Genomic DNA, 15,202 nt, shown 5'->3' with positions numbered 1-15,202 from the left:
ATAATTAAATATGTTCTGTAATTTAAAAAGGAGTTGATTCAATGCCTCTTTCCATGCCTTCGGTCGAGGAATTGGCCTTATTGGAAAAATCCCTGGTTTTCCCCCAGTTCAGCTGCGAGGACGCTATGAAGCTTGGGCTGCTTGTTGTTGAGCGGGCAAAAAGAGAAAATAAGATCATCGCTGTTTCGGTTTCCATTGGGCGGCAGACAGTCTTTCAGTTTTCGCTGGATGGCCTTGCCCCCAACTCAGATAATTGGATTCGGCGTAAATCCAATGTTGTGTATCAATTCAGGCAAAGCTCTCTGCTGACCCGGCTTTCGATAGAGCAAAAAGGTTCCAGTCTTGAAGTTCACGGGCTGAGCAGCGCCGATTATGTGCTGATGGGAGGTTCTGTTCCCATTAGGGTAAAAGGTGCCGATGTGGTGGGGGCTATCACCGTTACAGGGTTGGATCATCTTTCTGATCACGAATATGTTGTGGATGCGATCACCCGGTACATAGCTTCTATGGCAGAAAAAGACGAGCACTAAACTTTCCGACTGGAATACCGGGGGCAAATCGCACCCGGTATTTTTATGCCTTTTTGCCACTCTATTGAAAAAGCAATATTTTTCACATATAATAACTCTATAGAAGTTTGGATTCGTGGGGTTTTTCTTGAACAGATCAAATAAAGCGAGCCAATAGGAGGCAGCGGGCACACTGCCCCCTGCCGGTGGGGATGAGGGAGAATATGGAAACCAGAGGAAAAAAATATCTGTATGAGATCGTCTACTCTGCATTAAAAAAGGAGATCATGGAGGAGGTTTTCCCCTATGATGTCTTTCTGCCCTCGGAAAAAGAGATTTCTGCCCGCTTTGATGTGGATCGTGCAACTGTGCGCAAGGCGTTGGATTTTTTAGTATCCGATGGCTTCGTAGAAAAAAGGGCCGGAGCCGGTACCAAAGTGATCTATCGCAAAAATCACCAGCTGCCCTCCCACGATTCCAAAATGATTGGTTTTTTCATTGTGGAAGAAGAGGAAATCAGCAAAAAGATCACCCAGCTTTTTTATTCAGACCTTTTCTATCAGGTAGAAAATCAATGTAAAAAATACAGTGCCAGCATGCTTTATTCCACCGTTCGCAGTGAAGAAGAATTGGCCTCTATTCTTTCCCAGCAACAGTTCCACGGCATTATATTCGCCAGCAAAACCAAGCAGAGTTATTTAACCAGAGCGGAGGAAAGCGGCGTTCGGATTGCACAGATTCAGAGCTACCACAACAATGGCCTCTCGATCTGCTACGACAGCGCCGGTGCCGGCTCGCTGGCTGTGGAATATCTGATCGGCAAGGGACACCGCCACATGGCTTTTATCACCGGCCCCGATGATTTTCAATCCTCTCGGGATAGGCTTTCCGGTATTCTTTCGGCCTTCTTTCAGCATGATCTCACACTGAAAAAGGCTTGCATTTTCCCGGGGAACTGGGATTTTGACTCCGGTTATGACTGCACCAAAAAATTACTCGAGACCCTCTCTCCCCTGCCCACGGCGATTTATGCCTTCAACGATATGATGGCTTTGGGCGCCGTGCGGGCTATCCGAGACTCCGGTCTGAAAATCCCTGAGGATATCAGCATCATGAGCAGTGATAATATCCGTGACCTGCAAACAATGGAGCAGCGGCTCACCACCATTAATGTCAACATCACCTCTTTAGCAGAGGTGGCGGTGGGTTACTTTTTCAATTACAATATGAACCCTCCCTACGGAACCAAAATTATCGTTCCGGTTGAACTGGTGGAAGGGGATACCGTGCTGGATCGAAATCATTAGTGCTCGTTCATCCGGATTAAAACAGCATATATACTTATATAGCGGCAACTACAAAAAGGGGCTTATCCTATTGAAAGGATAAGCCCCTTTTTGACTGTATCAGCCTGTTAATATTTCTCGCCTGTGTTGTCTTGGGTATAGTTCAGAGACATACTTTGTGTGTTCTTGGAGGCTCCAAGGCTGTCAAAATTCTGCTTTGTGCCCTCTTCACGGGAAACTGCGGCCAATTTAAAGCGGTTGACTTCCTCCCGCAGCAGCACAGCCTGCGCTGAGAGCTCCTCGCTGGAAGCGGAGCTCTGCTCGGCGGTGGCGGCATTGTTCTGCACCACAGTGGATATCTGCTCCACGCCCTGTGTGATCTGCGCAATAGCGGTAGCTTGCTCAATGGAATCTGCCTGAATCTCCTTGGTAGCCTCCTCCACCTTTCGAGCATAGGTAGCTGTCTGGCTCAAGGCCTGAGCCGTTGCGTCCGCCGTAAGGGAGCCTTCGTTCACCGATTCGATGGAAGCACTGATTAACAGCTCTGTCTGCTTAGCCGCTTCTGCCGATTTAGCGGCCAGATTACGCACTTCATCCGCCACGACCGCAAAGCCTTTACCGGCTGCACCGGCTCTGGCCGCCTCCACGGAGGCATTCAAGGCCAGAATATTGGTTTGAAAAGCAATGTTATCAATGGCCTTGATGATCTTTTCAATTTCATTGGAAGAGCTGCGAATTTTCTCCATGGAACCTTGCAAAGACTGCATGTACTGGTTGCTTTCGTCTACTTTGCCTCCCGCAAGCCCTACATATTCCACAGCCTTGCTTACATTTTTCATATTATGATCTGCTTTTACCGAAACCTGAGCGATAGAAGCAGAAAGCTCCTCGATGGAACTGGCCTGTTCCGTGGCTCCGGAAGCCAATGCCTGCGCTCCGTGGGAAATCTGAGCCGAGCCTCCATCCACCTGCTCCGCCGAGGTGAGAATACGGGAAAGGGACAAACTCAGGGCGGCGGAGATTCTTAGCAAGGCCTCCTTAACAGGGGCAAACTCCCCCAGATAATCCTGTTCAAGGTGAACACGCATATCCCCTTGGGCCATGTTTTCCAAAACATGGGTGATTTCCTGTATATAGCCGATATAACCGGAAAGACGTTCCACCGTGTTGCGGATGGAAACAGCAAGAAGGCCTGTTTCATCCTTGGAGCGGGTGTTAATATGAACATCCAGCTCCCCTTGCGCAATTTGGTCAGCCGCACGGGTGAGCTGTTTAAGCGGCTTGATAATCCTGTTGGAAACAAGTAACCCCAACAATACCGACACAGCCAAAATGCCTCCCAGAACCATCAGCATGGTTTGCTGAAAGCTTCTTAAATGCTGCGTGGCTTCCTCCTTGGAGGTGGTAATGGCCAAAGACCATCCGGTGCCTTCCACCGGGACATAGGCAATGTATTTTGTTATCCCCATATATGTATATTCCCCAAAGCCGCTTTGCCCCTCTGCCATCAGGCGCTGAATATCCGCAAGGGGCTGGAGAGCCGGGTCTTCCTTAGCACTTTCGAATATGTTATTCATTTTTTCCACCAGCTCTCTATTGCTGGAATGTGCCACCAGTGTTCCCTCACTGTTGATCATATAGGCAGCACCGGTTTCGCCATATGTGGCGCCGGAAAGCAGCTCACTGAGATACATGCCTTCCCGGGTACACACCAAAACGCCCTGCATTCTGCCTCCTGCTTGAATCGGGGTCATGGATGTAATTGTCAGGCTGCCATCCACCTTGCTGATTAAAGGATCGGAATAGATGGTGCGGCCTTCGAGAGCCGCTTTGTAATTGGGCCGATCCGCTAAATTGGCAGTGGCGCCCCCCACATACTGTACATTTCCCTCTAAATCGCCTATACCAATGCGAAGAAGGCCTTGTTTTTCGGCATTGTTAGCCAAACCATTGAGCTTGGTCTGCACCGAAACAAACTGATCCTTCGAGGCCAGATTGTCAGCCAAAGCCTGTATCAAATTCAACTGCCCCTCCACACGGCTCACCACCATAAGGGAAGCTTGTTTAGATATTTGGGTTAAGGCATCTCTGGTATTCTCTTCAATTTGCCGAGAAAATATTACATTAGCGAAAAGCATAAACCCCACCGATGTGATCAGCAGCAGGCTCACCAGCATGGCAAGAATTTTTGTACGAATGCCTAACACTGCACTTGATTTTTTCTTCTTATTTACATGAGCTTCCATTTTCTTAGATACCCCTTTCCTATTGGTGCACCGGAATCTATAGCACTGGCATGGTCTCAGAATTTAACCTGTCATATTTCTCCTTCTCTTTTTGCATCTGACATAAAATTCCCGGTTGTTTTTTTATGTTTATAAGCATTTTGACCATTTCCTGTCATCATTATAACAAAAATATTATATTTGCTGGCGAGAATATGGATTTTATATATTTCTATATAAAATCATCTAAGCCCTATATTTTTCTGTAATGGGTCCGATTATGGTTCCGCCAAATCCTCATCATTTTGGTAATCTTGCTGAACAAATTGACATATGCATATTTAGTATACTATAATGAACATCAAGGCAAATTTTAGCAAGCGTTGCATTCTTTTTATTCATGAGGGTGATGCTGTATTCTGCCTACGATACGGGAGGTATTCCATGCCATACTGCAGCCATTGCGGCGCTTTTCTTGTATCACAAGACCGCTATTGCGGCTTTTGCGGACGGCCTGTTGTTCTGCCTGGGGGCATGGACATTGCCACAGACCATTCTCTGGGTGACAACGGCGCCGAACCAATTTTTCATGATTCTTTTCAGCCGCTTTCGAATACAGCTGGAACCGGTATTTTATGCCCTCAATGCGGCTTTACCTATACGGCCGACCATCTGCAATGCCCTGTGTGTGGTTTGGCCGCTCCCCAGCCTTTGGAGCCATGGAGCACACAGCAACAGGCACCTCCCTTTTATCCGCCGACTGCTCCTGATTACAGCGGATATCCGCCCTATTCTATTCCCGGTTCTCCTGTGCCCCCTTATGCGAAGCCCCGCACACGGCGCCCTGTAGGCATTATCATCGTAGCGGTTGTTCTGGTGCTGGTTTTTGTGGGAATCGCTGTTGCTTCTGCGGTGCTCATTACCCGGCAATTAACAGGGCAAATTGGCGCAAGACCCGGCTCACAGCCTTTGATTTATGTCACACAGGAGAATGAGCTTAAATTTCAAACTCATAAAATGAAGTCACCTGAGATCATCACCTCCTCCTTTCATTGGAGCGCCGATCCACTGGCTCTTTTTCAGGATAAACAGGACAGTCTGGATAATAGTTTAGGAGAAAGTCAGGCCTTTACAAAGCCTTTGGCTTTAAAGGACCTGATGACTGTATCCGATGATGGACAGCATCTCCTGTACCTGAACAATTATCGCCTGCGGGGTTCTTCTTCCGGCTATTTGGTAGCAGGAGAGCTGTTTGTGCGTTCACTGGTTGCCTCGAAGAAAGGCAATAACGACCGGGGCCAGAAAATCTCTGGAAACGCTTCTCTCTACTTCAGCTTTGTGGAAAACAATCAATATATTTTGTATCTGGAAGCAGGCGGCGGTCTTTTCCTCTATGATTTTGAAAAGAGCTATCAGATCGATTCAGATGTGGATTCTATTCTGCATGTTTCAGCCGACGGTCAGGTGCTTTATACCAAGCAAACGGCAGACAGCCGCGAGGGTGCTGCCGCCTACGAGCCCTATACTGTTCACCATCGCGATTACGCTAAGGTGATCGCCGGAGCTTTTATTCAAGAACAGACCGAATTCTATTCGAATCCTTTTTTCGATTCTGAGCTGCCGCCTCCGGGGGATGACTCTCTTTTACCCGATGAGTATCCCGATACCGAGTTTTTCCCCTATACCCCTGGGGAGGAAAATGAGTTTTATGTGAATCCCCAGTCGGAATATGGCTACGAAGAAGACGAAGACCTCTATGATGACTACGATTACGACACATACGACTTCAGCACACAGGCACCCTTCTTCTATGAGAAGGTGGATCTTTACATAGCCACTCTTTCCATGAAATCCAGCAATCGGATTAAGGTGGATAGTCAGGTTGTTCAGATTGTGGATTACACGGAGGATTTGAGCCAGCTTTTGTATTCCGTGGGATCCGCTGATGCCTCTACCCCGGATTTGATGGATGTTTATCGCTTTACCCGGGAGGGAAAAAGCAAGCAAAGCATGGCCAAGGGAGTATTTGATCTTCTGGATGGCGATGCAGAAACCGGCAAGCTTTATTTCACCAAAAGAACCTCTGATAAAATGGCCATTTCGGATTTTGTACAGGACGATATGGCTATGGCAGATGAAACCATGGCCTTGCCCGACCGGATGGATTATCCTGACATTGCTTCTTATCAGGCTGCACTCATACCCTATAGCGAGAAAATGGATCGGGATGAAATCCGTCATCTGCTCCGGGAGCATTCGTCTGATATCTCCAGCATGATCTTTGATCTTTATGAGCTTTATTACTCGGACAACGGTTCCGCCGACATTTTGGAGCAAAACCTGTGGCTCCCGGTTTTTTATTCCACCGATTACGGTGACAGCACCAAAAGAGAGGATTATGTCATTTACCAGAAGGCTCTGATCTCACAAATGAAAAAGGCAAAGCTTTCTGAATTGGATGCCGCCCAGCTGCATTCTTGGAGCTATTGGAACCAGATACTGGAGCTGGAATGGCAGTTTGATCTTTCCCTGACAGCACAGGGAGGCACGCCCACCGCCTTTGCTTCACTTCCTGATGAAAACAGCTATCTGGAATATGCGTGGATGACCGAGGATGGCCTTGGTGTTTACTACACCCTCTATCAGGAAAACCCGCTAGCAACAAACATCGCGGATATGGAAAGCTGGAGCCTGCACTATACCCCCATACAGAATGGGCAGGCAGGCGAATCTGCCATGATCGACAGCGGCATACTCCCTATGCCTTATCGTGCACAGGATGACCAAGTGCTCTTTTTCAAAGAAACGGCCAAGGGCCAGTATACCATCGCGCAAAGCCGCTCCGGTGAAAAAACAACCCTCTTTGTGGATGCGGCCGACTACGATTTGAGCTATTACAGCTCCCACGGCGTGCTGTTGGCTTATAAGGAAACCGGTATTGGCCGAACACTGTATTCAGTGGAAAATACGGCTGCACATGCCATCGGAGTCAATGTTCTCATCGGGCGCCTGCGTCAGGAAAACAACAGCTTTTATTGCCTTTCCGACAGCCGCTCTCGGCAGGAAGGAAACCTGTATCTCTTTTCCGGCGAAAAAGAGCCTGTTTTGGTGGATACCAATGTCCAGTGGATTTTGGAGGATGGGCAGGAAGATTTAACCTCTTGGAGCGGCCTGCAAACCACACTCTATTAATCCCCCTCTTCTTCTCTCTTGAGGTTACGCCCAAAGAAACGGCCACAATGTGTTCGCTTGCATTGTGGCCGTTTCTTTGCGTGTAGAAAAAAGTGCATTTTTTCAAAAATTCACTGCCCAACTGACCCTGTCTCCCCTTGATTTGGCCTGCACAATATTATATGATATATTTGTTGGGCAAAGTTGCCCTGCTCTATAGCCATTTGCGTACAAGTAGAATACTGGTTGAAAACTAGAGGAAGCCTCCCCTTGGTCTGCGCAGTATATCCAAAGTTGCGGCGGCCGGTTTTGTTGTGTGAAAAAGGGCTTCTCATTAAAATGATAAAAGGAAGCTGCCAAATGAAAATGAATGAACCACCTCCTTTGTTTGCGGAGGAACGGCGAGATCACATTCTCCGGCTTTTGGAAGAAAGGGCTAAGATCACCGTGCCGGAGCTTTGCCTGCATTTTAGTGTTTCTCCGGCCACAATACGCACCGACCTGCGGGGTTTGGAAAGCGAGGGCCGGCTCAGGCGCACCCACGGCGGCGCTGTCCCGGTGAGCAATCCCGGCCTTGGCGCCAATCTCCCCGGTCACACGGTGATCTGCCTTGAAGAAAAGAGACGCATTGCCCGTTATGCCGCCAGTTTGGTGGATGAAGGCGATACCATTGCCATGGATACCGGAAGCACCCTCATGGAGCTGGCCAAGGAACTGGTGAACAAGCAGAATTTAAGCGTAATCACCAACGACACCGAAATCGCTCTTTTTCTGGAAAATCATTCCACGGCGGAAATTTTTTTGGTGGGCGGCTCCCTGCGGCGGGAGTATCACTGCACCACCGGGCCATTGGCGGTATCCATGCTCAGCGGCCTGAATGTGGATAAAGCGTTTATCGCTTCCAACGCCTTTTTACCGGATAAGGGCTTTACAACACCGCTGATTGATCAGGCGGAGATTAAACGCTCTATGATGCGGATTGCCGCCCAAACCATAATGCTGATGGATTCCAGCAAAATCGGCAAAATCAGCTTTCTTAAATTTGCTGATCTGGCAGAGGTTGATAAGCTCATTACAGATCGCCGAATGGATAAAGAAATGGCTTATCTGCTTCGCAACTATGACCAAAAACTGGATTTGATCACCGTATAAAACATTTGCGAGGCATCCCCGCCCTTGTATACATCAAAAGCCAGATGGCCCTCAATGATGGCCGTCTGGCTTTGCTATGGTATCCGGAATATTCAAATTTGTTCGCTGGCGGTAAAAAGCAGGAGCATTGACAAAGCACCAATCCGGCGTTATAATCATACAATACCTGTAGGTATTCCTGAATATTCACTATTAAATTGAAACCACCATGCGCCGTATCTGCTGTGCGGCTCTGGCTGCAAGAAGCAAGTCCGATGACGATTTGCCGGGCAGCACCATTTTAAGAAGGAGTGACAACACATGCAAACTGCTATTTCAATTGTTGCTGATAAAACCTTAATGAATGATAGTATGCGTTGTTGTTGTCGTTGTTTATATTGTTGTTGAAGCATCATTCAAAACAAGCCTACCTGCCCCATCCTATATGCATAGGGATTTTGAAAACACAGAATCCACTTTTATGCCTATTGGGACAGTGCCGCTGTTCAACCCCTTTACAACTATAAACAAAGGAGCTTCTTTTTATGAAAACCTATGCTAAAATTACCGATTTAATTGGAAATACGCCCTTGTTAGAATTAGCTAACTACCGCAAGCAAAATAATCTTCCCGCCGTTATTCTGGGAAAGCTGGAGTATTTTAATCCCGCCGGCAGTGTAAAAGACCGCATCGCTAAGGCTATGGTAGAAGCCGCCGAGAAACAGGGCCTGCTGGGGCCGGATTCGGTCATCATCGAGCCCACCAGCGGCAATACCGGCATTGGGCTGGCCGCTGTGGCCGCTGCCAAGGGTTATAAGCTTATTTTGACTATGCCCGAAACCATGAGCGTAGAACGGCGCACTCTGCTGGCCGCTTACGGTGCCCAAGTGGTGCTCACTGAGGGCGCCAGAGGGATGCGGGGAGCGATTGCCAAAGCCGAGGAGCTTGCGGCGGAAACACCCGGCAGCTTTATCCCCAGCCAGTTTGCTAACCCAGCCAACCCCGCTGTTCACCGCAGCACCACCGGCCCCGAAATCTGGCGGGATACCGATGGCAAGGTGGATATTTTTGTGGCGGGCGTGGGCACCGGTGGAACAGTAACCGGTGTTGGCGAATACTTGAAAGAACAAAACCCCGCTGTTAAAATTGTAGCGGTGGAACCGGCGGATTCTCCGGTTCTGGCAAAAGGAACCCCCGGCCCTCATAAGATTCAGGGAATCGGCGCCGGCTTTGTGCCGGAGGTTTTGAATACTGCCATATACGATGAAATTATCCCGGTAGAAAACCAAAGTGCTTTTGAAACAGCAAGAGCACTTGCCCATACAGAAGGCGTGCTGGTAGGAATCTCTTCCGGCGCTGCTTTGTGGGCGGCTTCCCAGCTGGCGTTACGTCCGGAAAACGCCGGTAAGATTATTGTCGCTTTGCTGCCGGATACTGGAGAGCGGTATTTATCCACTCCTCTGTTCTCGGAATAAAATTTACATTTAACGGCCTGGAGAAGAACGCTTGGTTCTTTTCCGGGCTTTGCTCGTATCAGGCAGTCCACCTGGCCTTGCTATCCAGCACACCGAAACACCAATCAAAACGAAACCATCTCATACAAAGGAGATTAACGATATGGCACAGGATCCTAAGGATTCCATTACGCAGGCAGTTATCGGAATTGCCGCTAACTACGAGAGCGAAAACCTGTTTATGCCCAAAGGCGGCGCGAATTTGCCAAACCGCCGCATGATCATCAGCATTTTGCAGGATTTGCGAAAGGTTATGTTCCCTGTTTATTTTGAGGAAGACCGGATTTCCAACATGTATCCGGTCTGCTTTTTGGAATACACGCTCACCAGCATTTACGAGCGCCTCAAGGAGCAGATTCAATCTGCTCTGTTCCACAAGCATCAGGATGAGGGCTGCTTTGCAAATTTCCATGCGCAGGCCGATGAAATCTGCGGATACTTTTTCACCCGCCTTGCTCATATCCAGACTGCACTGTTGAAGGATGTGGAGGCAGGCTTTGCGGGAGATCCGGCGGCCAAAAGCCGGGAGGAAATCATTCTCTCTTATCCGGGCCTGTTCGCTGTTTTTGTATACCGCATTGCCCACGAGCTTTACATTAAGGATGTTCCGCTTATTCCTCGGATTATGACCGAATATGCTCATGGCGACACCGGCATTGACATCAATCCCGGTGCTGTCATCGGCGAATATTTCTTTATTGACCACGGCACCGGTGTTGTAGTCGGTGAAACCACCATCATCGGTGATCATGTAAAGCTTTATCAGGGTGTTACCCTTGGGGCGCTTTCCACCCGCAGCGGGCAAAAGCTGGCGGGACTTAAGCGGCATCCCACCATTGAAAATCATGTCACCATCTATTCCGGTGCCACCATATTGGGCGGCGAAACGGTAATCGGTGAGCAATCCATCATCGGCGGCAACGCCTTCATCACTGAATCGGTTCCCAAGTTCACCAAGGCCAGCATCAAAACCCCGGAGCTTGCCCTGCGTCCACAAAAGGAAAGTCCCGCTCAGGATGGGCTTTGGGATTGGGTGATCTAAATTTGTAACTGATGCCTGCTTGTTCTTTGGAAGGAGCAGGCACTTTTTATTGGATAATCATCTTGAAATTTTGACTTGGGTTTTAATAGACCCCATCGCCTTATGCAAGTTGCACAAAGTCCACCAATGGCTCTTGACAGGGAAAAGCACCTGTGTTATGCTTTTATCGTATCATTTCACTTGAAGGATAGGTATTGCAGTTATGAATATAATTTCCAGATCTATGATGATGATAATGCTTTAGAAGAGTTTGTCCTGGGCCGGTGCCGCAGGGTGGACTCTTTTACCCATGAGAAAGAGTCCCTCTAAAGCATTCAAACATGGATTTGGTTAATAGATTGTTTGAATACATTTTGAGTGGCTTTTTCGCTCAAGATGTATTTTTTATTATACCATAAAAATGAAGCGTTATGGTATAATTGGCCCTCGCCATCAGGCGGGCCATAAAAATGGAACGTATAATAAAGGAAAGGGGATTTATAACATGCCCGTTATAATTCCAGAAAAGCTGCCCGCAACCCAAGCCCTCATTGACAGCAACATTTTTGTCATGAACGAAGGGCGGGCTCATTCGCAGGATATTCGTCCGCTTAGAATATGTATACTCAATCTGATGCCCGATAAAATCACCACCGAAACTCAGCTTCTTCGCAAGCTGAGTAACAGCATTATTCAGGTGCAGATCACCCTTTTGACCATGAAAAGCCATACCTCCAAAAATACCAGTGCCGGGCATCTCAAATCCTTCTACCAGTATTTCGAGGAAATTAAGGAACAAAATTTTGACGGCATCATTATCACAGGCGCTCCCTTGGAGCATTTGCCCTTTGAAACGGTGGATTATTGGAAGGAGCTTGCCGAAATTCTGGATTGGTGCAAAACCCACGCCTTTAGCTCCTTATTTATCTGTTGGGCCGCGCAGGCCGCTCTTTACCATTATTACGGCATTGAGAAAAATGATATGCCTGAAAAGCTTCTGGGTGTATTCCCCCATTGCAAAGAAGACCCTAAAAACAAGCTGTTTCTGGGCATGAACGATACCTTTTTTGCCCCCCACTCCCGCTATACCCAGAGCGATGCACAGGCAATCCGTAACAATCCCCAGCTGACTGTTCTGGCCTCTTCTGAGCAAGCAGGCATTCATCTGGTAGCCAGCCGGGACGGCCGCCGCCTCTTTATGAGCGGGCACCCTGAATACGACCGTGGCACCCTTTTAAAGGAATACCAGCGTGATCAGCATTTGGAAAATGCCCCCTTCCCCCAAAACTATTTTCAAGATAACGACCCAACCAAGGAAATCATAGCCCTGTGGGAAAGCGATGCCAGCCTTTTTTATCTGAACTGGCTCAACTACAGTGTCTATCAGGAAACCGAATATGAGCTTTTGTTGAAATAACAGCCTTGCGGGAGGTACATTGTGTACAGACGGATTGCAGAAAAGCTTACTCTGCTGTTGATACGGTATAAGGAACGATGTTGTTGTTCGCTATTCTGCCGCAACAAGAAATCATGACAATAAAAGGAGAAGAGAATACTATGAGCAACAAAAATTACCGCTTTGAAACCCTTCAGCTTCACGTAGGCCAAGAGGCCCCCGACCCCACCACTGATGCCAGAGCCGTTCCCATTTATCAGACCACCTCTTATGTGTTCCACAACAGCCAGCACGCCGCTGACCGCTTTGCCCTCAAGGATGCCGGCAACATCTATGGCCGCCTGACCAACCCCACCCAAAGCATCTTTGAACAGCGCATTGCCGCTTTGGAGGGCGGTGCCGCCGCTTTGGCCGTAGCCAGCGGTGCGGCGGCTGTTACCTATACCATTCAGAATCTGGCTAAGGCAGGTGATCATATTGTTTGCCAGAAAACCATTTATGGCGGTACCTATAATCTGCTTCTGCACACTTTGCCTGAATACGGCATTACAACTACCTTTGTGGACCCGTTGGAAGAAAACGGCTATGAAAAAGCGATTCAGGAAAACACCAAAGCTATCTTTATTGAAACACTGGGCAATCCCAGCAGCGATGTAGCGGATATTGAAGCAATCGCCGCAGTCGCTCACAAGCATAAGATTCCTCTGGTGATCGACAATACCTTTGGCACCCCTTATCTGATTCGCCCCATTGAGCATGGAGCTGATATTGTGGTGCATTCCGCCACAAAATTTATTGGCGGCCACGGCACCGCCATCGGCGGCGTGATCGTGGAGGGCGGCAAATTTGATTGGGCAGCCTCGGGTAAGTTCCCCGACCTCACCGAGCCCAATCCCAGCTACCATGGCATCCGCTTCTATGAAGCCGCCGGCCCTGCCGCTTTTGTAACCAAAATCCGGGCCATACTTTTGCGGGATACAGGCGCTGCCCTTTCCCCCTTCCACGCTTTCCTGTTCCTTCAGGGCTTGGAGACCCTTTCTCTGCGGGTAGAGCGCCATGTAGAGAACGCTTTGAAGGTAGTGGAATACCTCAATAACCATCCTCAGGTGGAGCAGGTTAACCACCCTTCTCTGCCTCATCGGGCTGACCATGCCCTTTATAACAAGTATTTCCCCAATGGGGGCGGTTCTATCTTTACCTTTGAGATTAAGGGCGGCGAAAAGGAAGCCACAGAGTTTATTGATCGGTTGGAGCTGTTCTCTTTGCTGGCCAATGTAGCAGACGTGAAATCCTTGGTGATCCATCCCGCCACCACCACCCATTCCCAGCTCAGCGGCGATGAGCTTTTGGAGACCGGTATTAAGCCAAACACCATTCGCCTTTCCATCGGCACCGAGCATATTGATGATATTATCGGCGATCTGGAGCAGGCCTTCACCGGCAAATAAAGCCTCTGCCCTCTTTTCCCTGCAACACACAAAAAGTCCGCCCTTTATTGGGCGGACTTTTTCATTTGCAGAACCGCTTCAGTTAAATGCAACCATATCCGGCAGTTCGGCACCCAGAAGGGGCTTACACCACTGGGTAAAGGCATCGGTTACATAATTGCCCCGGGCATTGATAAATTCATCGGGAAGGGTGCGCTCTGTGAGCATCACCTTCTCAATCTCAACAAGAAAAGGCTCTATCTTATAGGGAGAGGTTGAAACCCTTTTAAAGGCTACCATTTTGCCGCTTTCACCCTCCAACACCGCTGTGCAGGCCAGCTCTCCTGCCAGCTTTGCTTCTTCAAGATCGACGGAGCTCTGCATAGCGATAGAGGCTCTGCCCAAAAGGCCGGGTTTTTCACTGCGGGCCTTATAGCCCAGCTTCTGAATCACCATATTGGCCAGATGCGCACTGATATCTCCATAATAAACCGAGCGGTCGACCTTGAAAACAGGCGGAACAAGGGGCTCTTTGCCGGGGCCTGTAAGCCCTTCGCTGACCACCACAACCGCACTCTTTTTCTTTTGGATTAAGGCTGAAACATCCTCTAAAAACTCAGCTTCAATGAAAGGCCGTTCCGGCACATAAATCAAATCAGGGCCATCGCTTTCCTGCTTTCTTGCCATTGCACTGGCCGCTGTAATCCAGCCGGCATTCCGCCCGCTGGCCTCCAGAACCACCACATGGATAGGCAAGCTGCGCACATCGGCACAAAGCTCCTGCACACTTTGGGCAATATACCGGGCAGCACTGCCATAACCCGGGCTGTGATCGGTTATAGCCAAATCATTGTCCATGGTTTTAGGAATACCCATAACCCGGATATTAAAGCCCTGCTCTTTGCAGGCAGCATACAGCTTACCGCACATATCCATGCTGCCGTTGCCGCCGTTGCAAAGCACATAACCGATTTGGTTCTCTTTCAGTATCTCCGCCATACGGACATACTGCTCGGGCTCCAAGTGATCCCGAGAGGTGCCAATAGCACTGCCCGGGGTGGAAAGCAACAGCTCCATTTGTTGTTGGGGTATATGCCCCACTTCCCGTATATTGCCTTTGAGCAGCCCGCCGGTGCCGCCTATAGCCGCATAGACCTCAGTATTGGAATGCCGCCTTGCTTCGGTAATAGCGCCATATAAAGATGCGTTGATTACAGCCGTGGGGCCGCCTCCATGTATAATTAACAGCTTTTTCACGGTTCTTCATTCCTCCCAAGTCCCAGCCTCCTAAAAGAGACTATCATTTTATATGAAAGACAACGGGGCTCACAAAATGCAAGAATTAAAGGCTCATCCTGCATGGCATAAGCAGCCCTGTTTTTTCAACATTCTAATAGTATAGCAAAAAGGCACGGATTTCACAAGTAAAATCCTGTTATAATTAGGTAAAAAATCTTTTCCGATACTATAAGTATATTTTGCATGCAGGGAATCCAATATAATTCCGCAAAGAAAACCAAGG

The 15,202-nt window shown here is 48.6% G+C and carries 10 protein-coding genes; 8 read left to right on the top strand and 2 right to left on the bottom strand.

Annotated features, from left to right (window positions below; all coding sequences use genetic code 11):
• Nucleotides 1–41: 41 nt before the first annotated feature.
• The gene (locus U6B65_02110; protein ID WRS27946.1) at nt 42–530 is read left to right on the top strand and encodes a heme-degrading domain-containing protein; all 489 of its coding nucleotides are present in this window, start codon (nt 42–44) and stop codon (nt 528–530) included.
• 203 nt (nt 531–733) lie between these two features.
• Complete coding sequence (locus U6B65_02105; protein ID WRS27945.1) at nt 734–1,816, top strand: GntR family transcriptional regulator; 1,083 nt, start codon at nt 734–736, stop codon at nt 1,814–1,816.
• Nucleotides 1,817–1,923: 107 nt separating this feature from the next.
• Here U6B65_02105 and U6B65_02100 read toward each other — a convergent pair whose 3' ends face one another.
• Complete coding sequence (locus U6B65_02100; protein WRS27944.1) at nt 1,924–4,041, bottom strand: methyl-accepting chemotaxis protein; 2,118 nt, start codon at nt 4,039–4,041, stop codon at nt 1,924–1,926.
• A 423-nt stretch (nt 4,042–4,464) separates the two neighbouring features.
• Between U6B65_02100 and U6B65_02095 the strand changes: the two genes are divergently transcribed.
• The 6 genes from U6B65_02095 to U6B65_02070 all read left to right on the top strand — a co-directional run bounded on the left by U6B65_02095 (nt 4,465) and on the right by U6B65_02070 (nt 13,701).
• Entirely contained in the window at nt 4,465–7,212 is a 2,748-nt protein-coding gene (locus tag U6B65_02095) for a hypothetical protein (GenBank protein WRS27943.1), read from the top strand.
• A gap of 339 nt (nt 7,213–7,551) precedes the next feature.
• The gene (locus U6B65_02090; GenBank protein ID WRS27942.1) at nt 7,552–8,343 is read left to right on the top strand and encodes a DeoR/GlpR family DNA-binding transcription regulator; all 792 of its coding nucleotides are present in this window, start codon (nt 7,552–7,554) and stop codon (nt 8,341–8,343) included.
• A 524-nt stretch (nt 8,344–8,867) separates the two neighbouring features.
• Nucleotides 8,868–9,797, top strand: a complete 930-nt coding sequence (gene cysK, locus U6B65_02085) for a cysteine synthase A (GenBank protein WRS27941.1) — start codon at nt 8,868–8,870, stop codon at nt 9,795–9,797.
• A 142-nt stretch (nt 9,798–9,939) separates the two neighbouring features.
• Nucleotides 9,940–10,878 carry a serine O-acetyltransferase EpsC gene (gene epsC / locus U6B65_02080; GenBank protein WRS27940.1) on the top strand — a complete coding sequence of 313 codons (939 nt, stop codon included), beginning with the start codon at nt 9,940–9,942 and terminating at the stop codon, nt 10,876–10,878.
• Between the two features lie 484 nt (nt 10,879–11,362).
• The gene (gene metA / locus U6B65_02075) at nt 11,363–12,274 is read left to right on the top strand and encodes a homoserine O-succinyltransferase (GenBank protein ID WRS27939.1); all 912 of its coding nucleotides are present in this window, start codon (nt 11,363–11,365) and stop codon (nt 12,272–12,274) included.
• A 140-nt stretch (nt 12,275–12,414) separates the two neighbouring features.
• On the top strand, nt 12,415–13,701 hold the full coding sequence (locus tag U6B65_02070; protein ID WRS27938.1) for an O-acetylhomoserine aminocarboxypropyltransferase/cysteine synthase family protein: 1,287 nt from the start codon (nt 12,415–12,417) through the stop codon (nt 13,699–13,701).
• A gap of 78 nt (nt 13,702–13,779) precedes the next feature.
• Here the strand turns inward: U6B65_02070 and U6B65_02065 are convergent, their stop codons facing one another.
• A complete protein-coding gene (locus tag U6B65_02065) occupies nt 13,780–14,937 on the bottom strand; it encodes a diphosphate--fructose-6-phosphate 1-phosphotransferase (GenBank protein ID WRS27937.1) in 1,158 nt (385 codons plus the stop codon).
• Nucleotides 14,938–15,202: the final 265 nt, after the last annotated feature.

Source organism: Oscillospiraceae bacterium MB08-C2-2 (assembly GCA_035621215.1).
Taxonomy (GTDB): Bacteria; Bacillota; Clostridia; order Oscillospirales; family Ruminococcaceae; genus WRAV01.
The sequence above is the reverse complement of the archived record's forward strand: the minus strand, read 5'-3'. Positions and strand labels throughout refer to the sequence as shown.